Below are 21,017 nucleotides of genomic sequence, written 5' to 3'. Positions count from 1 at the left end.
TGACGCTAGCCGCTCGGGTTTGTCGGCTAGGCCTGGCCTACCTCGAAGCGAACGAACCGGGTCACCGTGACGCCGGCCTCGTCGAGCAGCGCCTTGACGGTCTTCTTGTTGTCCGACACCGACGGCTGCTCGAGCAACACCACGTCCTTGAAGAAGCCGTTCAGCCGGCCCTCGACGATTTTGGGCAGCGCCTGCTCCGGCTTGCCTTCTTCTTTCGCGGTCTCCTCGGCGATGCGACGCTCGCTGGCCACCACGTCCTCGGGCACGTCCTCGCGGGTCAGGTAGCGCGCCTTGAGCGCGGCGATCTGCAACGCGACCCCGTGCGCGGCCGCTGAGCTGGTGTCCGGGTCGGCACCCGGACCGTACTCGACGAGCACGCCGACCGCCGGGGGCAGGTCTGCGGCACGCTTGTGCAGGTAGGTCTCGACGGTGCCGTCGAAGAAGGCGGCCCGGCGCAGCTCCAGCTTCTCGCCGATCTTGGCGGACAGGTCGGCGACAGCCTGCTCGACCGTCTTCTCACCCGCCGAAGCGGCCTTGAGCGCGTCGACGTCGGCGGCCTTGGATTGGGCTGCGGCGGCGACGATTTCGTCGGCGAGCTGCTGAAACTCGGCGTTCTTGGCGACGAAGTCGGTCTCGCTGTTCAGCTCGATCAGCGCGCCGTCCTTGGCCGCTACCAGACCTTCGGCCGTGGCACGCTCGGCGCGCTTGCCGACGTCCTTTGCGCCCTTGATCCGGAGTGCCTCGACGGCCTTGTCGAAATCGCCGTCGCTTTCGGCCAGTGCGTTCTTGCAATCGAGCATGCCGGCACCGGTGAGCTCACGAAGACGCTTGACGTCGGCAGCGGTGAAGTTCGCCATATCAGCCTTCCGTGCTTGTTTCGGTTGCAGCTCCAGCGGCGTCGGTGGTGGCTGTGGTGGTCGCGGTCGTGGTCGCCCCGGTAGTCGCGGAAGCCAGCAGCTCCTGCTCCCACTCGGCGAGCGGCTCGGCGGACATCGAGTCTCCAGGCTCGGGCTTGCCGTCGCCGCGACCGACACCGGCACGCGCCTGCAGGCCCTCGGCGACCGCGGAGGCGATCACCTTGGTCAGCAGCGCCGCCGAGCGGATCGCGTCGTCGTTGCCCGGGATCGGGTAATCGACCTCGTCGGGGTCGCAGTTGGTGTCCAGGATCGCGATGACCGGGATTCCGAGCTTGCGGGCCTCACCGACGGCGATGTGCTCCTTATTGGTGTCGACGACCCAGATCGCCGAGGGCACCTTGGACATGTCGCGGATACCGCCGAGGCTGCGGTCAAGTTTGTTCTTCTCGCGGGTCAGCATCAAGATTTCCTTCTTGGTGCGGCCCTCGAAGCCACCGGTCTGCTCCATCGCCTCGAGCTCCTTGAGGCGCTGCAGGCGCTTGTGCACGGTGGAGAAGTTGGTGAGCATGCCACCCAGCCAGCGCTGGTTCACGTACGGCATGCCGACGCGGGTGGCCTCGGCGGCGACGGACTCCTGCGCCTGCTTCTTGGTGCCGACGAACAGCACGCTGCCACCGTGAGCGACGGTCTCTTTGACGAACTCGTACGCCTGGTCGATGAAGGTCAGCGTCTGCTGCAGGTCGATGATGTAGATGCCGTTGCGGTCGGTGAAGATGAACCGCTTCATCTTGGGATTCCAGCGACGGGTCTGGTGCCCGAAGTGGGTGCCGCTGTCGAGCAGCTGTTTCATGGTCACGACGGCCATGGTGATGCCATTCCTTTATGTCGGTTGTCGCCTGGCATCGGGTGAGGCCAGGCCCTGGCGCCTGCTGCGCTGCCGGACCCTGTTACGGGACCGCCCGGCATGCGCTGCGAACTCCTAGTGGAACGGGAGACGCGAGGCAGACGCGCGAAGTCAGCCCGCGAACGAGCTGCGACGAGCAGTTTACACCGACTCAGCTGGTGATTTTTCCAGCACATGTCCACAGTGCGGTCCGCGTGCACAGATTGGGCAAACGCGGGTGGCCGTGTCGTCGACGCCACGCTGAACTCATGGGGTGCGGTGGGCGGCGCTGGTCGTGGGTATGACGCTGTTCAGCGCGGTCCCGGCGGCCGCCGGGGACGTCCGGCTGGATTGGCCGCTGCGGCCGGCTCCGGCCGTCGTGCGTACGTTCGACGCGCCGTCGCCCAACTGGCAGCCGGGGCATCGCGGCGTCGACCTGGCCGGACGCGCAGGTCAGCCGGTGTACGCCGCCGGCAGCGCGACCGTGGTGTTCGCCGGGTTGCTGGCGGGACGGCCGGTGGTCGCCCTGGCTCATCCGGGCGGATTGCACACCAGCTACGAGCCGGTCCGGGCCGCGGTCCGGGTCGGTCAGCAGGTGAGCGAGCAGACGGTGATCGGCGAGCTGATCACCGGGCATGGCGGGTGCCGGGCGTCGGCGTGCCTGCACTGGGGCGCGATGTGGGGGCCGTCGTCGGGTGCTCGGTACGTCGACCCGCTGGGCCTGCTGGCGTCGACCCCGGTCCGGCTCAAGCCGCTGGGGGGTTGAGTGTGCAGTGTGGACTGGCCGATTCACGGGAATCGTTGGGTATGACCGCAGCAGAGACCGACGATGCGCCGACCGAGCACCGGAAGGCCGCGCCCGCTCCTGACGACCCGAGCAAACCCGATTCCCCGGACGACTTGACCAAAGCCTCGTGGCGGTACGTGCTGCGAAAGACCGCCCGCGAATTCACCGATGACCAGTGCACCGACCTGGCCGCCGCACTGACCTACTACGCCGTGCTATCCGTATTTCCCGCGCTGCTGGTGATGGTCTCGCTGCTCGGTGTGGTCGGCGACGGCGCGCACACCACCAATGCGCTACTCGACGCGGCGGCAAGTCTCGTCCCCGCATCCGCGCTCGACATCCTGCGCCAGCCGATCAAGCAACTGGTCGACAACCGTTCCGCTGGTTCGGCGCTGATCCTCAGCGTCCTGGCGGCATTGTGGTCGGCGTCGGGATACATCGGCGCATTCGGACGCGCCATGAACCGGGTCTACGGGATCGTCGAGGGGCGGCCTTTCTGGAAGCTGCGCCCACTGCAGCTGCTGCTCACCATGGCCGCACTGATCTTGGCGGCGGCGGTGGCTTTCATGCTGGCGACCAGTGGTCCGCTGACTCGGGTGATCGGCAGGGTGATCGGACTCGGCGAGGGCGCACAGCTGGCCTGGTCGATCGCGAAATGGCCGCTGATCCTGTTGTTGGTCACGCTGGTCGTGGCGATCCTGTACTACGTCACCCCAAATGTGCAGCAGCCGCGGTTTCGCTGGCTCAGCATCGGTTCGGCGATCGCCATCGTGGTCTGGGCGCTCGCCTCCGTCGGATTCGGCTTCTACGTCCGCGATTTCGGCAGCTACGACACGACCTACGGCGCGCTGGGCGGCGTCATCGTCTTCCTGTTATGGCTCTGGATAACCAACCTGGCCCTGTTGTTCGGGGCGGAGTTGGACGCCGAACTCGAGCGGGGGCGCCAGCTGCAGGCCGGCATTGCCGCCGAACGGGAGCTGCAGCTTCCGCCCAAAGACACGCGCGAGGTGGAAAAGAAAGAAGCCGCGGACCGCAAGGACATCAAGCGAGGGCGGTTGCTGCGCCGCACCCGGGGCCGCCACGAGTCGGGCGGCGGCTAGGCGCGCGGGTGGGCCTGGTCGTGCACCGCCCGCAGCCGCGACACCGCGACATGGGTGTAGAGCTGGGTGGTCGCCAGGCTGGAATGTCCCAGCAACTCCTGGACGACGCGCAGGTCAGCGCCGCCTTCCAGCAGATGGGTGGCCGCGCTGTGCCGTAGCCCGTGCGGGCCCAGGTCGGGCGCGCCGTCCACCGCGGCGATCGTCTGGTGTACGACGGTGCGGGCCTGGCGCACATCGAGGCGGCGGCCCCGCGCGCCCAGCAGCAGCGCCGGCCCGGAATCCGCGTTCGCCAGGGCGGGACGCCCGTCGTCCAGCCACGCCCGCAGCGCGTCCGCGGCCGGCACCCCGAACGGCGCGCTGCGCTGCTTGTTGCCCTTGCCCAGCACCCGCACCACCCGGTGACCGGCGTCCACGTCGTCGATGTCCAGGCCGCACAGCTCGCTCACCCGAATCCCGGTCGCGTACAGCATCTCGACGATCAGCCGGTCCCGCAGGGCGAGCGGGTCTCCTTGCTCGGCACCGGATTTCGCGGCGGCCATGGCGTCGCGCGCCTGATCCTGACGCAGCACGGCGGGCAGCGTGCGGTGCGCCTTGGGCACCTGCAGCCGTGCGGCGGGATCGACGCTCAGCAGGCCGCGCCGCACCGCCCACGCGGTGAACGCCTTGATCGACGAGGTGCGCCGCGCCAGCGTGGTACGCGCGGCCCCGGCCACTGCCCCGCTGGACAGCCAGGTCCGCAGCAGCGGCAGGCTCAGCGCGTCCAGCGCCACCCCGCGCTCGTCGAGGAAGGCGAACAACGAGCGCAGGTCGCCCAGATACGCGCGCCGGGTATGCGCCGAACGCCCGCACTGAAGATCCAGGTACTCGTCGAACTCGTCGAGAATCGCCTGCACTCCCCCACGGTCGCAGGCCCGGCCCGCTGCCCCTTAGCCGACGCGCCGAAGCGTGTCCGGGGTGAGATCTTTGCGGGTCGGATAGCCGTCGACGGCCATGATCAGATCCGCTTCGGCCAGCAGGCTGCGCAGCACGTGCACGATTCCGTCGACGCCGCCGAGCGCCAGACCGTAGGCATACGGGCGACCGACCCCGACGGCGGTCGCGCCCATGGCCAGCGCCTTGACGATATCGGCGCCGCTGCGGATCCCCGAGTCGAACAGAACCGGCAAGCCTTCGGCCGCCTCGATCACGCCGGGCAGGCAGTCCAGCGCGGGCAGACCGCCGTTGGCCTGGCGCCCGCCGTGGGTGGAGCAGTAGATGCCGTCGACGCCGCCGTCCCTGGCGCGCCGGGCGTCGTCGGGATGGCAGATGCCCTTGATGATCATCGGCAGGTCGGTCAGCGACCGCAGCCAGGGCAGGTCATCCCAGGTCAGCGGGTTGCCGAACGTCGTAATCCACTGCAGCACCGTGCCCTGCGGGTCCTCTTCGGGCGGGCGTTGCAGGCTGGCGCGAAAGACCGGATCGCTGGTGTAGTTGCTCAGACAGTGCCCCCGCAGCTGGGGGAAGTTGGCCGTGCTGAGGTCGCGCGGTCGCCAGCCGGGGATCCAGGTGTCCAGGGTGACGATGATGCCCTGGTAGCCGGCTGCTTCGGCCCGCTGCACCAGGCTGGCGGCCAAGTCGCGATCCTTCGGCGTGTACAGCTGGAAGAAGCCGGGGGTGCCGCCGAACTGCGCGGCGACCTCTTCCATCGGGTCCGCGGTCAGGGTGGAAACCACCATCGGGACCCCGGTCGCCGCGGCCGCACGGGCGGTGGCCAGGTCGCCGTGGCCGTCTTGAGCGCAGATGCCGATCACACCGATCGGCGCCATGAACAACGGCGACGGGAGGTTCATGCCGAACATCTGCACCGACAGGTCGCGCTCGGCGGCCCCGACGAACATGCGCGGGATCAGGCCCCAGCGATCGAACGCCTCGCGGTTGGCCCGCTGGGTGCGTTCGTCGCCGGCGCCCCCGGCGACGTAGGACCACACCGACGGCGGCATCGCCTTCTCGGCGCGGGCCTCCAACTCTGCGAAGGCCATCGGCAGCGCGGGTACGACCCCCGCCAGGCCCTGGAAGTAGATCTCGTTCTGGTAAGCGCCGAATGCCATGGGATAGAGAATGCCAGCCGGCCGTCAGGCTGACGAGCTTGCCGACTCCGCCTCGGCTAGTTCCTTCTTCCACTGCCGGAATGTCTCTTCGGTGCGGCCGCGCCGCCAGTAGCCGGAGATCGACGACGCCCACTTCGCGTCCACTGCACGCTCTTTGCGGATGTAGGGCCGCAAATTGTGCATGACGGCTTGGGCCTCGCCGTGGATGAAGACGTGCACCTGCCCGGGCAGCCACAGCGTGGTGGTGACGGCCTCGATCAGCGGCGCGAAATCGCCGGCGCGATCATCGGAGGCAAGGTCCGCGCGGGCGCCGCGATAAACCCAGTTCACCTGCATGCCTTCGGGCGCGGTCAACTCGATTTGGTCGTCGGGCCCGGCCACTTCGATGAAAGCCTTGCCGATTGCGTTGGGAGGCAATGCTTCCAACGCGGTGGCGATGGCCGGCAGCGCCGACTCGTCTCCGGCCAGCAAATGCCAGTCTGCCGCGGGGTCGGGCGTATACGCCCCGCCGGGACCCATCAGATAGATCACCTGTCCGGGTTGGGCGTGGGCCGCCCAGACTCCCGCCACGCCGTGTTCGCCGTGCACCACGATGTCCAGCGAGATCTGGCGGGCCGCGGCGTCGACCTTGCGAACGGTGATGGTCCGCACGGCCGGCCGTTTCTCCGGGGGCAGCACGGCGAAGCTGTCCTGGGTCAGGGGCTGGGGCAACGCGGCTACGTCGATGTCGGCGGCGACGAATACCAACTTGACGTAGGAGTCGGTGAAGTTGCTCGGCACGAACGTGTCGAACTGATTGCTCCCCAGCGTCACACGCTTCATGTGCGGTGCGAGTTGTTGGGTACCGACGACTTCAAAACGTTGGAGTGGTCGACCTGCCACGTGTCCTCCTGTTCAGACCCGGCCCCAGCCGACTATACGAGCCGGGGCCGTCGTCGCAGGTCGGCCGCCCGCGACGGGACGCGTTCCCCGGCGAACGAGGCGCCACCGTCCGCCGTCACGCTCGGCCAGTCCGGTCACCTCGAGGATCGCCAACGGTCCCAGCACCTGCTCGGGCATCAGCCCGGAGGAGACGGCGATCTCGTCGACCGTTGCGGCACCTCGCCCGGGCAACGCCTCGTACACCTGACGCTCGGGCTCGCCCAGCCCGTCCAACGCCGTCGCGGGCCGGGCCTCTTCGACGGCGAGTTCACCGATGTGTCCCACGAATTCCACGATGTCGTCGGCCCGGGTGACCAGCTCGGCCCCGTTGCGCAGCAGCGCGTGACAACCCGCCGACGCTGATGAGGTGATCGGTCCGGGCACCGCGGCCACCACCCGGCCCAACGACCCCGCCCAGGCGGCGGTGTTCGCGGCGCCGCTGCGCAGACCCGCCTCCACCACCACGACGGCCCCTGCGACCGCGGCGACCAGACGATTGCGGGTCAGGAACCGATGCCGAGCGGGCCGCAGGCCAGGCGGATATTCGCTGATCAACAAGCCATGCGAGGCGATGCGATGCAGCAACGCCGAGTGCCCGGCCGGATAAGGGATGTCGATGCCGCCGGCCAGCACCGCCACCGTGATTCCGTCGCTGGCCAGCGCCGCGCGATGGGCCGCACCGTCGATTCCGTAGGCGCCTCCCGAAACGACCGCGACGTCGCGCTCGGCCAGACCGGACGCCAGATCCGCGGTCACCTGTTCGCCGTAGGCCGTGGCCGCACGGGTGCCGACCACCGCCGCAGCGCGCCGGGCGATCTCGTCCAGACGCATCGGACCCAACGCCCACAACACCATCGGCGGCCCGCCGCGCGGCCTGCACCCGGCGCCGGCGAATGCCGAGAACGCGACCAGCGGCCACTCCGGGCAATCGGGCGTGATCAACCGGCCGCCGCGACGAGCGAGCACCTCGAGATCCGCTGCGGCCCGGTCTATCTCCCGCCTGGCGGCGGTGTGCCGTACCAGCTCCTCGCTGACCAGCCCACGCCGGACGCGGTCGGCCGCCTCGACCGGGCCCACGCATCCCACCAGGGCCGCGAGCTCCGGGCAGGGCGGCTCGGCCACCCGCGACAGGTACGCCCAGGCCGGCCAGGCGGGATCGTGGAACACCGCGGTCATCGTTGTTCTCCCGGCTGCCGGAAGCTCAGCGCGGCGGCCACCTCGTCCAGGCCGGGCGAGCCGCGGCCGGCCAAGTCGGCCAGGCTCCACGCGACGCGAAGCGTGCGATCGAGCCCGCGGATGCTGAGCAGCCCACGCTCCACCGCCAGGCGCAGCGGATGCATGGCTTGACTACTGAGCCGAAACTTGCGCCGCAACAGCGTCCCGCTCACTTCGGCGTTGGTGCTGAAACCGTGCGGGCGCCACCGGGCCGCGGCCTTGGCGCGGGCCCGCGCCACCCGATCGCGCACCTGTGCGGAGGATTCACCCTCGACGGTGGCGAAGGCCCCGGTCCGCACCGGGTGCATCTGTACCCGCAGGTCCACCCGATCCAGCAACGGGCCCGAAAGCTTGCCCAGATAGCGGCGTTTCGTCGCGGCCGGGCAGATGCAATCCTGCGGATCGGCCGGCGCGCAGGGGCACAGGTTGGCGGCCAACACCAGCTGAAACCGGGCCGGGTAGCACGCCACCCCGTCGCGGCGCGCCAGACGAATGAGGCCGTCCTCCAACGGTGTTCGCAATGCCTCCAGAGCGCTGACGCTGATCTCGGCGCATTCGTCGAGGAACAGCACACCGCGGTGCGCCCGGCTCACGGCGCCCGGGCGGGCCATCCCCGAGCCTCCCCCGACCAGTGCGGCAACGCTGGAGCTGTGGTGCGGCGCCACAAACGGCGGCGCCGTGATCAGCGGTGTGTCCCCGGACAACAACCCGGCCACCGAGTGGATCGCGGTGACCTCCAAGGCCTCACTGTCGGTCAGGCTGGGCAGCAATCCCGGAAGGCGTTGCGCCAGCATCGTTTTGCCCACACCAGGCGGTCCGGTCAACATCAGGTGATGCGCCCCCGCGGCGGCCACCTCGACCGCGAACCGTGCCTGCGCCTGTCCCACCACGTCGGCCAGATCCCCTACCGGCTCCGGGCCGGTGGCCGTCGCGCTGATCCGCTCGGCCAACCGGGCCGACCCATTGAGCCAGCTCCGCAGCTGCCCCAGCGTGCGGACGCCCCAGACATCGATGCCGTCGATCAGGCTGGCCTCGGCCAGGTTGTCCACCGGCACCACGACGGCGGGCCACCCGTCGCGTTTGGCGGCCAGCACCGCGGGCAGCACCCCGCGCACCGGCCGGATGCGGCCGTCCAGCGACAACTCGCCCAGCAGCACCGTCTTCTCCAGGCGTTCCCACGGGTTCTTTCGCTGCGCCGACAGCACCGCCGCCGCGAGCGCAATGTCGTAGACCGAACCCATTTTCGGCAGCGTCGCCGGGGACAGCGCAAGCGTGAGTCTGGCCTGCGGCCAGCTGTTTGTGCAGTTGGTGACGGCCGCACGCACCCGGTCCCGCGACTCCTGCAGCGCGGCGTCGGGCAGGCCGACGAGGTGGACGCCGGGCAGACCCGAGGTGATGTCGGCCTCGATCTCCACGATATGACCGTCCAGTCCGCGCACCGCGACCGAGAACGCACGTCCCAGCGCCATCAGCCGATTCCCTGCAGATGCGAGATCTCCGGGGTGCGCCGGTTCCCGACACGGATCCCGATCACATCGATGCGGACCGCCGCCCAGCGCCCGTCCTGCGCGGCCAGCCACAGCCCCGCCAGCCGGCGCAGCCGCCGGACCTTGCGGGGTGTGACCGCGTGCGCCAAGCCCCCATACCCGTCGCCGGTACGGGTCTTGACCTCTACGAACACCACCGTGCGGGTGGCGTCGTCGGCCGCGATCACGTCGAGTTCGCCGTAGCGGGAGCGCCAATTGCGGTCCACGACGCGTAACCCCATCCGCGTCAGGTATTCCACGGCGAGGGCCTCACCCATCGCGCCCAGCTCAATGCGTGTCTTTGCGATCGTCATGCGGCCAATCTGGCCGACGCGCCCGACACGGCGTGCCGCGACGGACGCCGAGCGCCCGCTATCACGGCCGGTTATCCCCAGCGGGGTGTTCATCCACAGCGCAACGGCGGAACTGGTTTGCCGCGCAGCGAAATCGGCTACGTGACGCGGTCCGCGCGGGTGTAGACGTTCATCGAGTCCTCCCGCAGGAACGCGATCAGCGTGAGCCCGGATTCCTCGGCCAGGGAAACCGCCAGCGACGACGGCGCCGACACCGCGGCCAGCACGGGAATCCCGGCCAGCACGGCCTTCTGCGTGATCTCGAACGACGCCCGCCCGCTGACCAACAGCACCGAACCGGCCAGCGGTATCCGCTCGTGTTCCAGGGCCCAGCCGACGACCTTGTCGACGGCGTTGTGCCTGCCGATGTCCTCGCGGACCACCAGCATCATGCCGTCGCCGTCGAACAGCGCCGCGGCGTGCAGCCCACCGGTGCTGTCGAAAACCTTTTGCGCACTGCGCAGTTGGCCGGGCATGGCCTTGAGCGTGGCCGGGCCGACGGTGACCGGATCCGCGCCGGGCGTGAAGCGGCTGATCACCCGGACCGCATCCAGTGATGCCTTGCCGCATACCCCGCACGAGGAGGTGGTGTAGAAGTTGCGGGTCACGTCGAGGTCGGGCGGGTTCACCCCGGGGGCCAGTGTCACGTCGAGCACGTTGTACGTGTTGGCGCCGTCGTCGCCGCGGCCGCCGCAGTAGCGGATGGTCTGCACGTCGTCGCGGCGCACGATCACGCCTTCGGTGAGCAGAAAGCCTTGCGCAAGTTCGATATCCGCGCCCGGCGTCCGCATCGTCACGGTGACCGGTGTGCCGTTGACGCGGATCTCCAGCGGCTCCTCGACGGCCAGGGTCTCCGGCCGGACGACGGCCTGACCTGCGTTGACGTGTGTGGCGCGCCGGCGTGCGGTTACGTTCCCCACGGGATCGGAACTCCGGCCGAGCGCTGAAACCTCATCAAGCCAAACTACATTGGCCCGCGGCCCGCCGCCCATGCGGCGATCGGCCGCCCGGAAGACGTCCGACGTGCGGCCATTCCGACACCGTGCCGTCGCGATTGCTCTAGTGTCGACATGGCTCGTCGCGCCTGAGCAGTGCACCGCACCTGCGCAGGTCTGTAATAGGCGGGTATGGGGAGAAGGTGGTAACGACCGGCGTAAGAATCACGTCGTCGATACCGCGGACATAATGAGGCACAACATGGCAGCTGAAACACCAGGCGACGCGTCGATGCCGGGCGGGGAGAAGGCCGATCCGGCGACGGTGTTCGCCGCCCTCGCCGAAATCATCTATCAGGGCTCGGATGCCAAAGAGATGTACGCCGCCATCTGCGTCGCGGCGACCCTGGCCATCCGCGGCTGCGACCACGCCAGCCTGTTGATGCTCGAAAACGATCGTTATGTCACCGTCGGCGCGAGCGACGCGCTCGCCCAGCGGATCGACCAGATGGAACTGGAAGCCGGCGACGGCCCCTGCCTGGACGCGATCGAGGAGGAGACGCCGCAGATCGATGCGGATCTGACCACGCCGTCGCATTGGCCCAAGCTGGCGGCCCGGCTGCTCGAGGAGACCCCGGTGCGCGGTGCCATGGGGTTTCGGCTGCAGGTCAACAAGCGCAAGGGGGCCGCGCTGAACCTGTTCAGCGACACTGCGAACATGTTCGACGCCGAGTCGGCTGGGCGCGCGGCGGTGCTGGCCTCGTTCGCCAGCGTGGCCATCAACGCGGTGGCGAAGGGTGAGGACGCCGCCAGCCTGCGGCGGGGCCTGCTCAGCAACCGCGAAATCGGCAAGGCCGTCGGCATGCTGATGCTGCTGCACGACCTGACCGAAGACGAGGCGTTCGACCTGCTCCGGCGGCACTCACAGGCGCTCAACATCAAGTTGGCCGACGTCGCGCGTGAGGTCATCGAGCGGCGCGGTGGCCTGCCGTCCAACGGCGAGCAAGAGCTGCCGTCCGACAAATAGCTATTCGGGGAGCCGCAGCTCGGGCTTCTCGACCTCTTCGATGTTGACGTCTTTGAAGGTGACCACCCGCACCTGCTTGACGAACCGGGCCGGGCGGTACATGTCCCAGACCCAGGCGTCCGACAGCCGTAGCTCGAAGTAGACCTCGCCGTCGGCGTTGCGCGGCACCATCTCGACGCTGTTGGCCAGGTAGAAGCGCCGTTCGGTTTCCACGACGTAGCTGAACTGGCCGACGATGTCCTTGTATTCGCGGTAGAGCGAGAGCTCCATCTCGGTTTCGTACTTTTCGAGATCTTCGGCACTCATCTGCTCAGACGTCCTTTTCCCTGCCCGTTTTCCTGACTCCCCGTTCCCAACAGCTCGGTCGCCGGGTGAGCAGTCCGCATCTATCTTTCCTCACGGGCGTTCGCCACGCTCGCCCGGAGGGTCCGGTTTGCATTCGGCTACCAACCGGGTGCGGGAGCCGTCCCCGGTCGGCGAGGCCACCCGCCGGACGTTGATGAAGGAATAGCGGTGCTCCGCGCAAGGCCCCAGCCGCGTCAGCGCCGAGCTGTGCGCGGGCGTGCTGTAGCCCTTGTGGTCCGCGAAACCGTAGCCGGGGTGATCGACGTCCATCGCGACCATCAGCCGGTCGCGGCTGACCTTGGCCAGCACGCTGGCCGCGGCGATGCAGGCCGCGGCCGCGTCCCCGCCGACCACCGGCAACGACGGCATCGGCAGCCCGGGCACGCGAAAGCCGTCGCTCAGCACGTAGCCGGGGCGCACCGACAGCCCCGCCACCGCGCGCCGCATGCCTTCGATATTGGCGACGTGCACCCCGCGCCGGTCGACTTCGACCGACGGGATGAACACCACGTGATAGGCCACCGCGTAGCGGCAGATCAGCGGGAACAACTTCTCCCGCATCTTCTCGGTGAGCTTCTTCGAATCATCAAGGGCAGCAAGGCTTTCCAGGCGATTCGGTCCCAGCACACAGGCCGCCACCACCAGCGGCCCGGCGCAGGCGCCACGGCCGACCTCGTCCACTCCGGCGACCGGCCCCAGGCCGCTGCGATGCAGCGCGGACTCCAGGGTGCGCAGTCCGGTCGATTTGCGGATCACCGTCCGCGGCGGCCACGTCAGGGTCATTTCCGAGCCACGACTACTGGCCTTGCTGGGGGTTCACCGAACCCACTCCACCCCATCGCGTCGGCGGCCAGACGATGAACCTGGCCTTGCCGATGACGTTGGCCACCGGCACCGTCCCCGACATCGGATCACCGGTGCACAGAATGCCTTTGAGTGCGTCGGTCGGAGTGCTCGTGCAGTGGGCACGCGAATCCGCCGAGTGGGTGCGGTTGTCGCCCATCACCCACAACCGCCCGTCCGGGACGGTGACCGGACCGAATTCGCTGCCCAGGCAGGGGTATACGGACGGGTCGGCCATCATCGTGGCCGGCTTCAGGTACGGCTCCTTGAGCGGCTTGCCGTCGACCGTCAGCCCGGTATCGGCCCGGCATTGCACGGTCTGCCCGCCGACCGCGATCACCCGCTTCACCAGATCGTTCTCGTCGGGGGGCACAAAACCGATGAACGACAACGTGTTCTGCAGCCATCGCAGCGCGGTGTTGGGAGACCGGATCGACTTGTATCCGGTGTTCCAGTTCGGCGGTCCCTTGAAGACGATCACGTCGCCGGGGTGCGGCGACCCGAACCGGTAAGTGAGCTTGTCGACCATGATCCGGTCGCCGACACAACCCGAGCAGCCGTGCAGCGTGGGCTCCATGGACTCGGACGGAATCAGGTACGGACGCGCCACGAATGTCAACATCACGTAGTAGAGGACGATCGCGGTAACCGCCAGGATCGTCAGCTCGCGCAGCGCGGACTTCTTCTTGGGTTCCGGCTCGTCCGCGTCGTGCGACTCAGCACCCGGTTCGGGCGCGGCGGTGGGCTCGACCGCGTCGGCCCGTTCGTTCGTGGGCGCGTCTGGGACGCGAGTGGAGACCTTCGGCTCCGACTGACCAGGCTCGGACTGGGGCTCGGGCGAGTCCGTGGAATCCGTCACGAGATCAGAGTAGCCAGCGCGGTGTGGGTGACCGTAAAGCGTCTTCGAAACCGAACGCGCGTGCCGCAGTGATCGTCGAGACGCGCGCGGTCAGCGCTTTTCCTTGATCTTGGCCTTCTTGCCGCGGAGTTCGCGCAGGTAGTAGAGCTTCGCGCGGCGGACATCGCCACGGGTGACCACCTCGATGTGGTCGATGTTCGGCGAGTGCACCGGGAAGGTCCGCTCGACGCCGACGCCGTAGCTCTCCTTGCGCACGGTGAAGGTCTCGCGGACGCCACCGCCCTGCCGGCGCAGCACCACGCCCTTGAACACCTGGATACGCTCCTTGGCGCCCTCGATGACCTTCACGTGCACATTGATGGTGTCGCCCGGGCTGAAGGCCGGGATGCCGTCGCGCAGCGACGCCTGATCGACGAAGTCCAGCCTGTTCATGTGGAGACACTTCCTTGAGGTCGCGGCGTGCGGAAACTGCCCGCACGCAGGGGTGGTCGTTAAGCCGATTCGGGCTTTGGGTGGCATCTCGCAGCGGGCGGAATGCGGCCCGGCCGGCCGGGTGCCGCTGGAGACAACTGGTCAATTGTGCCAGACACCCCGCGTGCATTGAAAATCACATGTAAACGCTGCGATTCATGGCGCGCCTGAGGCACCGGTGAATGGTACATATGACTGGGGTCAGCACACGCTAGTCACTACCCGAACTCGAAGACGCCCGGGCAGATTGCGGTACGGCGCCCACACAGGTTTACGTCAGAGGACTTGGGAGAAGAACAGATGCGTGTACGCCCGCGCACCGCACTCGCCGCCGTCGCGGCGGTGACGCTGGTGCTGGCCGGGTGCGACGAGGCACGACTAGCGGCAAAATCCCAGGTTAAGGCGTCCAGCAACGCCTCCGGCGCGCCCGATCACCAACCGCAGCTCATTCAGCTGCTGCTGGACACCATCGACACATCCGGGTTGCCGGCGGCACCGCCCAAGACGCTGGACGCGCTGCCCGGCGCCGGATGGGGCGGGTTGCAGGCCCGCATTCAGCAGGCCACCGAGCAGGCCGCCGCCAGCGGGGCCACCCTCTCGGTGGGCATCCTGGACCGCAAGACCCACGAGCTGATCTCCAACGGCAACAGCCAGATCATCGGCACGGCCTCGGTGGCCAAGCTGTTCATCGCCGACGACCTGCTGCTGGCCGAATCCCAGGGCCGGACCGCCCTGTCCCCCGACGACCGTCAGGCACTCGACCTGATGCTGCAGTCGTCCGACGACGGCGCCGCCGAGAGGTTCTGGGGTCAGGACGGCGGCGACAACATCATCACGCAGGTGGCGGGCCGCTACGGGCTGTCGTCCACCGCTCCGCCCTCGGACGGGCGCTGGTGGAACACGACGAGCTCGCTGACCGACCTGATCCACTACTACGAGAAGCTGCTCGACGGTTCCGGCGGGCTCTCGGCGGACCGGGCCAAGATCATCGTCAACGACCTGGCCCATTCCACCCCGAACGGCGTCGACGGGTACCCGCAGCGCTTCGGCATCCCCGACGGGCTGTTCGCGGAGCCGGTGGCCGTCAAGCAAGGCTGGATGTGCTGCATCGGCACGGAGTGGATGCATCTGTCGACCGGCGTGGTGGGCGCGGACCGCCGCTACATCGTGGTGGTGGAGTCCCTGCAGTCCTCCGACGACGCGACGGCGCGCGACACGATCACGCAGGCCGTCAAGACGATGTTCCCCAACGGCCGGATCGGGCCGACGACCTTCTAGGGCGAATCGCCCGGCCCGAGATCGGGCCGGCGCTCGCGCGTACGCCGCAGCGAAACCTCCCGGCGCCAGGCCGCGATGCGGGCGTGATCGCCTGACAGCAGCACCTCGGGGACGTCGAGCCCCCGCCAGCTCGGCGGCCGGGTGTAGCTGGGCCCCTCCAAAAGGCCGCCCAGCACGTCGGAGTGCGAATCCTCGCGATGGGACGCGGGATTGCCCAGCACCCCGGTCAGCAGCCGCAGCACGGATTCGATCATCACGACGGCCGCCGACTCACCGCCCGGCAGCACATAGTCGCCGATCGAGACTTCCTCGACCCGCATCCGTCGCGCGGCGTCCTCGACGACGCGGTGGTCGATGCCCTCGTAGCGGCCGCAGGCGAACACCAGATGCTGCTCGGCGCTCCAGCGCTGGGCGGTGGATTGCTTGAACAGTGCGCCGGCCGGCGTGGGAACGACCAATAGCGTTTCGCCAGAACAGATTTCATCCAGCGCGTCGCCCCACACCGGCGCCTTCATCACCATTCCCGGGCCGCCGCCGTAGGGCGAGTCGTCCACCGAGTGGTGCACGTCGTGAGTCCACGCCCGCAGGTCGTGCACCCGAAGGTCGACCAGGCCCGACGCAATTGCCTTGCCGGGCAACGATTGCCGCAGCGGATCCAGGTAGGCCGGAAAGATCGTCACGACGTCTATGCGCACCGGCTATCCCAGATCCAGCAGGCCCTCGGGCGGATCGATTTCGACCATCCGGTCGTCCAGCGACACCGACGTGACGATCGCATTCACGAACGGCACCAGTACCTCCCGGGTTTCGCCGCCGTCACTGCGGTGCACCGCCAGTAGTTCCCCGGCGGCGGTGTGCAGCACCTCGGCAACGACGCCGAGATCCTCCCCCGCGGTGGTCCGCACCCGCAGTCCCTCGAGCTGATGGTCGTAGTAGGTGTCCGGCTCGTCGATCGGCGGCAGGTCGCCGGAGTCCACCACGAACAGGCTGCCGCGCAGCGCGTCGGCGGCGTCGCGGTCGTCCACACCGGCCAACCGCACCAACAGCCGGCCGCCGTGTTCGCGCGCACCGGCGACCACGTAGCTGCCTTCTGCTCCGTGGCCGCGAGATGGCTTGGCGCGCAGGGTAATACCCGACGCGAAGCGATCGGCAGGGTCGTCGGTGTGAACCTCCACGACCACCTCGCCGGTGATGCCGTGCGCTTTCACGACGCGCCCGACGAGCAGCTCCATGAGTTGGTGACCTACTGGTCGGTGTCCACCACGTCGACGCGGATACCGCGGCCCCCGATTCCGGCGACCAGCGTGCGCAACGCGGTCGCGGTGCGTCCGCCGCGACCGATCACCTTGCCCAGATCCTCGGGATGGACATGCACCTCGACGGTGCGCCCACGCCGGCTCGTCACCAGGTCCACCCGGACATCGTCCGGGTTGTCCACGATTCCGCGAACCAGATGTTCAACAGCGTCGACGACGACGGTACTCATTGCGACCGTCAGCTTTCGGTGGCGGGCTCGGCCGGCGCTTCGGCAGCCGGCTCGGCCGGGGTCTCGGCGGTTTCAGCAGGGGCTTCGGCGGTTTCAGCCGGGGCTTCGGTGGTTTGCGCCGGCGCCTCGTCGGCCTTGGCGGCCTTCTTGGCCGGGGCCTTCTTCTTCGGCTTGGACGCCTCGGTGGTCGGTCCGCCGTCGGCCTCGGCCAGCGCGGCGTTGAACAGCTCCAGCTTGGTGGGCTTGGCCGGGGCGACCTGCAGGCTGCCCTCGGCGCCGGGCAGACCCTTGAACTTCTGCCAGTCGCCGGTGATCTTCAGCAGTTTGACGACCGGCTCGGTCGGCTGCGCACCCACCGAAAGCCAGTACTGGGCCCGCTCCGAGTCGATCTCGATCAGGCTGGGGTCTTCCTTCGGGTGGTACCGGCCGATCACCTCGATCGAGCGGCCGTCGCGGCGGTTGCGGGCGTCGGCGACGGCGATGCGGTACTGGGGATTGCGGATCTTGCCAAGCCGGGTGAGCTTGATCTTGACAGCCATGATTAAGCGAATTCTCCTGGGTGTCACGCTGCAATTCAGCGATCGGGGCGGGATGCCCGGATCCGGTTTTGCCTCGCGTGTATGACCGCCGAACGAGCACCCCGGCGACGGGGCGGGTCGCGCGGCGGACAGCCGCCTATTGTGCCAGAACGAGGGGCTCCGGCAGAAATTCGCCTGCACCGGCGACTTTCGGCTATGCGGGACGTCAAACTGGTTAGGATTGCGCGGGGGCGAAAGTAGGGAGCCGATCGATGCGGATCGTGAATTTCAGCTGGAGCCGGCGAGTGACCGGTCCCGTCGCTGTTGCCGCCGTGCTCAGCGCCCCGTTCGCGCTGCTGGGGGCGCCGTCCGCGCACGCTGCGACCGGCATCGATGGCTACGCCCAGTGCGTCGACACGAAGCCGCCCCCGCCGGGGGTCAGTGCGGAATTCTGGTTTCCCAGCGTCCACATCATCCAGAACGATCTCGATTCGGGCATTCCCGCCGCCCAAGTGACCCAGATTCTGGTGACCATGGGAGTCTCGCCGGAGGATGCCGCCAAGCGCGTGCAGTGCTTCCAGGCCAATCAACCCCGCGGACAAGGGCACTGACCCGACGCCTGGCCCACCTCGCCCGCGGCGTCACATGATCTTCTGGAAGACCTTCGTCTCGACCCTGCGTGTCATCCGCCAGCCCTGCGGCGTGCGCGCGAACTCGTCGTCGTACCAGAGCCCGCAGAACATCACCTGGTCCCCGGGTTTTCCGTCGGCGCCGGGAAAGACCATCGGGTTGAAACAGATCACCCGCGACGTGGCCTTGTCCCCGTCGATCTGGACCGAGAAGTTGCCGAGCATGTGCGCGTATACCGGAAAGCCCGGCAGCACCTCGGAGAGCCATTTCTTGACCTCGGGATAACGGCCTTCGATACCTCCCAAGGCCGTGTAGTCGATGTAAGCGTCTTCGGTGAATACCTTGTCCAAATCGTCGAATCGCCGCTGGTCAATAGCGGTGGAATAGTCCACCATTAGCTGCTGGATCTCCAGACGGTCGGAAATTTCGGCCAGGCTCAACATGCATCGATTCAACACCCGGGGCATCGGGAACACCCAGGCACCCCGAGTGGTCGTCAGTTTCCTTGTGTTCCAGCGTGTTTGGCGTCGTGTTTCGCGACCACTGCGGCCGGCGGGTTGCGGAAGCTGATCGCCAACCGGTTGTAGGTGTTCATCGTCGCGATCGCGATCGTCAGATCGACCAATTCCTTGTCGTCGAATTGCGCCGACGCGGCCGCGTACGCGCTGTCGGGTGCGCCCGTGCTCGATATTTCGGTGACGGTTTCCGCCCACGCCAGCGCGGCCCGCTCGCGGCCGTCGAACAGCTCACCGGCTTCCGGCCACACCGGGACCAACGCGATCTTCTCGTTCGACACCCCCAGGTCGCGCAACTCGCGCGTGTGCATGTCGATGCAGTACGCACAGCCGTTGATCAGCGACACCCGCAGGTAGACGAGGGTCAGCAACACCGGCGACAGACCCGACTGGCTGACATACAGATGCACGCCGCCCAGCAGTTTCACACCCCGCGGTGCCACGGCTTGGTAGTCGATTCGTCGACTCATGGCTGTCTCCTCCCCTTTTGCCATACCACGCAAAGCCGCCGAGGAGAATAATCCCCGCTATGAGAGCAGGAATCACCTGCTTAGCAACGGCCTTGTTGGTGTGGGTCGGGGCGCCGAGCGCCGCCGCCGCCCCAGGGAGCTGCGCGCCGGGCAGCGCCTGCCAGCGCTGGTGCCCCGGCGATCCCGATCCGGCAGGCCGGCCCATCCCCTGGGACCCGAGCGTCTGCCACGACTTCTACTGGGATTACGCCGGGGTCCACGACACCGGCACCGGCGTCTTCTACTCGTGGTCCTCCCTTCCGTTCAAGCAGCCGCCGCCGCCCGGGCCGGTGCCCACCCAGACCTCGTATCTGCCGCTGCCCCCGCTGCCGTTCTGCCCGGTGCCGCCCTGGTGCCCGTGAGGCAGCAGGCGTCGGCCAGGCCCGGAAGTTACACTGTGCGCCCATGCGGAAACTCATCGCCGCAGCTGCTGCGCTGCTCACGGTCGCCGGTGTCACCGCCCCCGCCTCCTGGGCCGACGATATGCAGCCGGTCGGCTCGGTTCCGATCCCCGACGGCCCGGCCCAGACCTGGATCCTGGCCGACCTGGACAGCGGCCAGGTGCTGGCCGGTCGCGACCAGTACGCGGTTCATCCGCCCGCGAGCACGATCAAGGTGCTGTTGGCGCTGGTGGCTCTCGACGAGGTGAGCATGGACTCGACGGTCGTCGCCGACGTGGCAGACACCCAGGTCGAATGCAACTGCGTCGGAATCAAACCCGGCCGGGTTTACACCGCGCGCCAGTTGCTCGACGGCCTGCTGCTGGTGTCCGGCAACGACGCCGCCAATACGCTGGCGCATCTGCTGGGCGGCGCCGACGCCACGGTGGCCAAGATGAACGCGAAGGCCGCCTCCCTCGGAGCGACCAGCACCCACGCCGCGACCCCGTCCGGGCTGGACGGCCCCGGCGGATCCGGCGCCTCCAGCGCGCACGACCTGGCCGTCATCTTCCGGGCCGCGATGGCCAACCCGATGTTCGCCCACATCACGGCCGAGCCGTCGGCGCTGTTCCCGGGCGATCACGGCGACGAGCCGATCACCAACCAGGACGAGCTGCTGACCCGGTATCCGGGCGCCATCGGCGGCAAGACCGGGTTCACCAATGCGGCGCGCAAGACCTTCGTCGGCGCCGCGTCGCGCGGTGGGCGCCGGCTGGTGGTCGCGATGATGTACGGGATGGTGAAGCCCGGCGGACCGACGTACTGGGATCAGGCGGGCGGCCTGTTCGACTGGGGCTTCGCGCTCAATCCGTCGTCGAGCATCGGCTCACTCTAAAACTCGCTCGGAACAAGCCCGGTTATCAGCTTGGACAGCAACGCAATGCGTTGCTCTTCGATATCGGGCTCCGGAAAAATCCCGCGCACGATCGCCGCGCCGTCGAACACGTTGGTCATCAGCGCCACCAGCACCGGGAACGTCTCCTCGCCGACGGCGTCGGCGCCCGGCAGCGCCCGCGCGGCGTCGAGAATCTTCGCGGTGTACTGCGCCAGCACCTCGCGCAGATGGGCGCGCAGCTTCGCGTCGGTGCGCGCGGCGACCATCAATTCGTAGAGCACGGCGTTGGTGGGACCGCCGGTGATGTCCCGCAGAATCGTCAGCGCCGCTTCCAGCGCCGGCCGGTCGGCCGGGATCTGGGCGACCTGCTTGGTGAACGACTCCACCTGCCGGCGCAGCACCTCCGACGCCGTCGCCGCCATGAAGTCGCTCATCGTCTCGAAGTGGCGGAACAACGCACCCACCGACACCCCGGCCGCCTTGGTGATCACGGCCGCCGATGCCCGCGCGTAGCCGACCTCGACGATGCTTGCGATGGACGCCTCGAGGAGCCTCCCGACCGTCTCCTCGCGGCGTTGCTGCTGGGTTCGGGCCATC

Annotated in this window: 26 protein-coding genes and 1 pseudogene; 7 read left to right on the top strand and 20 right to left on the bottom strand. The window is 68.4% G+C overall.

The window, feature by feature from the left end; all coding sequences use genetic code 11:
* Positions 1-26: 26 nt before the first annotated feature.
* Positions 27-857 (bottom strand): translation elongation factor Ts, encoded by an 831-nt coding sequence (gene tsf, locus MAAFP003_RS08675; RefSeq protein WP_096286108.1) that lies wholly within the window; start codon positions 855-857, stop codon positions 27-29.
* A gap of 1 nt (position 858) precedes the next feature.
* Positions 859-1,722, bottom strand: coding sequence for a 30S ribosomal protein S2 (rpsB, locus tag MAAFP003_RS08670; RefSeq protein ID WP_096286106.1), 864 nt, complete (start codon positions 1,720-1,722; stop codon positions 859-861).
* A gap of 331 nt (positions 1,723-2,053) precedes the next feature.
* Between rpsB and MAAFP003_RS08665 the strand changes: the two are divergent.
* Positions 2,054-2,497, top strand: a pseudogene (locus tag MAAFP003_RS08665) (M23 family metallopeptidase); the annotation flags it as partial.
* 50 nt (positions 2,498-2,547) lie between these two features.
* Positions 2,548-3,627, top strand: a complete 1,080-nt coding sequence (locus tag MAAFP003_RS08660) for a YihY/virulence factor BrkB family protein (protein WP_096290985.1) — start codon at positions 2,548-2,550, stop codon at positions 3,625-3,627.
* On the opposite strand, the gene MAAFP003_RS08655 is transcribed toward MAAFP003_RS08660, so the two are convergent.
* The 7 genes from MAAFP003_RS08655 to fdhD all read right to left on the bottom strand — a co-directional run bounded on the left by MAAFP003_RS08655 (position 3,624) and on the right by fdhD (position 10,649).
* Positions 3,624-4,520 carry a tyrosine recombinase XerC gene (locus tag MAAFP003_RS08655; protein WP_096286104.1) on the bottom strand — a complete coding sequence of 299 codons (897 nt, stop codon included), beginning with the start codon at positions 4,518-4,520 and terminating at the stop codon, positions 3,624-3,626. The genes MAAFP003_RS08660 and MAAFP003_RS08655 overlap by 4 nt on opposite strands.
* Positions 4,521-4,553: 33 nt before the next feature.
* On the bottom strand, positions 4,554-5,714 hold the full coding sequence (locus MAAFP003_RS08650) for a lactate 2-monooxygenase (RefSeq protein ID WP_096286103.1): 1,161 nt from the start codon (positions 5,712-5,714) through the stop codon (positions 4,554-4,556).
* Positions 5,715-5,738: 24 nt separating this feature from the next.
* Positions 5,739-6,596 (bottom strand): siderophore-interacting protein, encoded by an 858-nt coding sequence (locus MAAFP003_RS08645; RefSeq protein WP_096286101.1) that lies wholly within the window; start codon positions 6,594-6,596, stop codon positions 5,739-5,741.
* 12 nt (positions 6,597-6,608) lie between these two features.
* Positions 6,609-7,811: a DNA-processing protein DprA gene (gene dprA, locus MAAFP003_RS08640; RefSeq protein WP_096286099.1), complete on the bottom strand. Its 1,203-nt coding sequence runs from the start codon at positions 7,809-7,811 to the stop codon at positions 6,609-6,611.
* Positions 7,808-9,319 carry a YifB family Mg chelatase-like AAA ATPase gene (locus tag MAAFP003_RS08635; protein WP_096286097.1) on the bottom strand — a complete coding sequence of 504 codons (1,512 nt, stop codon included), beginning with the start codon at positions 9,317-9,319 and terminating at the stop codon, positions 7,808-7,810. The genes dprA and MAAFP003_RS08635 overlap by 4 nt, the downstream gene beginning before the upstream one ends.
* Positions 9,319-9,690 carry a YraN family protein gene (locus tag MAAFP003_RS08630; RefSeq protein WP_096290984.1) on the bottom strand — a complete coding sequence of 124 codons (372 nt, stop codon included), beginning with the start codon at positions 9,688-9,690 and terminating at the stop codon, positions 9,319-9,321. Before MAAFP003_RS08630 ends, MAAFP003_RS08635 begins: the two co-directional genes overlap by 1 nt.
* Before the next feature lie 137 nt (positions 9,691-9,827).
* Positions 9,828-10,649: a formate dehydrogenase accessory sulfurtransferase FdhD gene (gene fdhD, locus MAAFP003_RS08625; RefSeq protein WP_096286095.1), complete on the bottom strand. Its 822-nt coding sequence runs from the start codon at positions 10,647-10,649 to the stop codon at positions 9,828-9,830.
* Positions 10,650-10,926: 277 nt separating this feature from the next.
* On the opposite strand from fdhD, the gene MAAFP003_RS08620 reads away from it, so the two are divergent.
* Positions 10,927-11,691 (top strand): GAF and ANTAR domain-containing protein, encoded by a 765-nt coding sequence (locus MAAFP003_RS08620; protein WP_096286093.1) that lies wholly within the window; start codon positions 10,927-10,929, stop codon positions 11,689-11,691.
* Here MAAFP003_RS08620 and MAAFP003_RS08615 read toward each other — a convergent pair whose 3' ends face one another.
* The 4 genes from MAAFP003_RS08615 to rplS form a co-directional block, all read right to left on the bottom strand.
* Positions 11,692-11,997 carry a DUF2469 domain-containing protein gene (locus MAAFP003_RS08615; RefSeq protein ID WP_007171389.1) on the bottom strand — a complete coding sequence of 102 codons (306 nt, stop codon included), beginning with the start codon at positions 11,995-11,997 and terminating at the stop codon, positions 11,692-11,694.
* Positions 11,998-12,087: 90 nt separating this feature from the next.
* Positions 12,088-12,819, bottom strand: coding sequence for a ribonuclease HII (locus MAAFP003_RS08610; protein ID WP_103175404.1), 732 nt, complete (start codon positions 12,817-12,819; stop codon positions 12,088-12,090).
* 13 nt (positions 12,820-12,832) lie between these two features.
* Entirely contained in the window at positions 12,833-13,738 is a 906-nt protein-coding gene (gene lepB / locus MAAFP003_RS08605; RefSeq protein ID WP_096286091.1) for a signal peptidase I, read from the bottom strand.
* Positions 13,739-13,828: 90 nt separating this feature from the next.
* The gene (gene rplS / locus MAAFP003_RS08600; RefSeq protein WP_096286089.1) at positions 13,829-14,170 is read right to left on the bottom strand and encodes a 50S ribosomal protein L19; all 342 of its coding nucleotides are present in this window, start codon (positions 14,168-14,170) and stop codon (positions 13,829-13,831) included.
* Positions 14,171-14,509: 339 nt separating this feature from the next.
* Between rplS and MAAFP003_RS08595 the strand changes: the two genes are divergently transcribed.
* Complete coding sequence (locus tag MAAFP003_RS08595; protein ID WP_096286087.1) at positions 14,510-15,487, top strand: serine hydrolase; 978 nt, start codon at positions 14,510-14,512, stop codon at positions 15,485-15,487.
* Here the strand turns inward: MAAFP003_RS08595 and trmD are convergent.
* Genes trmD through rpsP form a run of 4 tightly spaced genes read right to left on the bottom strand, consistent with a single transcriptional unit; the run spans position 15,484 to position 17,512 of the window.
* Positions 15,484-16,182 carry a tRNA (guanosine(37)-N1)-methyltransferase TrmD gene (gene trmD, locus MAAFP003_RS08590; RefSeq protein WP_096286085.1) on the bottom strand — a complete coding sequence of 233 codons (699 nt, stop codon included), beginning with the start codon at positions 16,180-16,182 and terminating at the stop codon, positions 15,484-15,486. The genes MAAFP003_RS08595 and trmD overlap by 4 nt on opposite strands.
* Positions 16,183-16,185: 3 nt before the next feature.
* Positions 16,186-16,719, bottom strand: coding sequence for a ribosome maturation factor RimM (gene rimM, locus MAAFP003_RS08585; RefSeq protein ID WP_096286083.1), 534 nt, complete (start codon positions 16,717-16,719; stop codon positions 16,186-16,188).
* Between the two features lie 11 nt (positions 16,720-16,730).
* Positions 16,731-16,973, bottom strand: coding sequence for an RNA-binding protein (locus tag MAAFP003_RS08580; protein WP_025736282.1), 243 nt, complete (start codon positions 16,971-16,973; stop codon positions 16,731-16,733).
* Between the two features lie 8 nt (positions 16,974-16,981).
* Positions 16,982-17,512, bottom strand: a complete 531-nt coding sequence (rpsP, locus tag MAAFP003_RS08575) for a 30S ribosomal protein S16 (protein WP_096286081.1) — start codon at positions 17,510-17,512, stop codon at positions 16,982-16,984.
* Positions 17,513-17,763: 251 nt separating this feature from the next.
* On the opposite strand from rpsP, the gene MAAFP003_RS08570 reads away from it, so the two are divergent.
* Positions 17,764-18,102 carry a hypothetical protein gene (locus tag MAAFP003_RS08570; RefSeq protein ID WP_207768488.1) on the top strand — a complete coding sequence of 113 codons (339 nt, stop codon included), beginning with the start codon at positions 17,764-17,766 and terminating at the stop codon, positions 18,100-18,102.
* A 30-nt stretch (positions 18,103-18,132) separates the two neighbouring features.
* Here the strand turns inward: MAAFP003_RS08570 and MAAFP003_RS08565 are convergent, their stop codons facing one another.
* Positions 18,133-18,564, bottom strand: coding sequence for a nuclear transport factor 2 family protein (locus tag MAAFP003_RS08565; protein WP_207768487.1), 432 nt, complete (start codon positions 18,562-18,564; stop codon positions 18,133-18,135).
* A gap of 53 nt (positions 18,565-18,617) precedes the next feature.
* Positions 18,618-19,106: a carboxymuconolactone decarboxylase family protein gene (locus tag MAAFP003_RS08560; protein ID WP_096286075.1), complete on the bottom strand. Its 489-nt coding sequence runs from the start codon at positions 19,104-19,106 to the stop codon at positions 18,618-18,620.
* Between the two features lie 59 nt (positions 19,107-19,165).
* On the opposite strand from MAAFP003_RS08560, the gene MAAFP003_RS08555 reads away from it, so the two are divergent.
* Complete coding sequence (locus tag MAAFP003_RS08555; RefSeq protein WP_133160833.1) at positions 19,166-19,507, top strand: hypothetical protein; 342 nt, start codon at positions 19,166-19,168, stop codon at positions 19,505-19,507.
* Between the two features lie 43 nt (positions 19,508-19,550).
* Positions 19,551-20,420, top strand: coding sequence for a D-alanyl-D-alanine carboxypeptidase family protein (locus tag MAAFP003_RS08550; RefSeq protein ID WP_096286071.1), 870 nt, complete (start codon positions 19,551-19,553; stop codon positions 20,418-20,420).
* On the opposite strand, the gene MAAFP003_RS08545 is transcribed toward MAAFP003_RS08550, so the two are convergent.
* Entirely contained in the window at positions 20,417-21,016 is a 600-nt protein-coding gene (locus MAAFP003_RS08545) for a TetR/AcrR family transcriptional regulator (protein ID WP_096286070.1), read from the bottom strand. The two genes, MAAFP003_RS08550 and MAAFP003_RS08545, sit on opposite strands and share 4 nt — an antisense overlap.
* Between the last annotated feature and the right edge of the window lies 1 nt (position 21,017).

Source organism: Mycobacterium ahvazicum, from assembly GCF_900176255.2.
Classification (GTDB): domain Bacteria; phylum Actinomycetota; class Actinomycetes; order Mycobacteriales; family Mycobacteriaceae; genus Mycobacterium; species Mycobacterium ahvazicum.
This window is presented reverse-complemented; position numbering and strand designations above follow the sequence as displayed.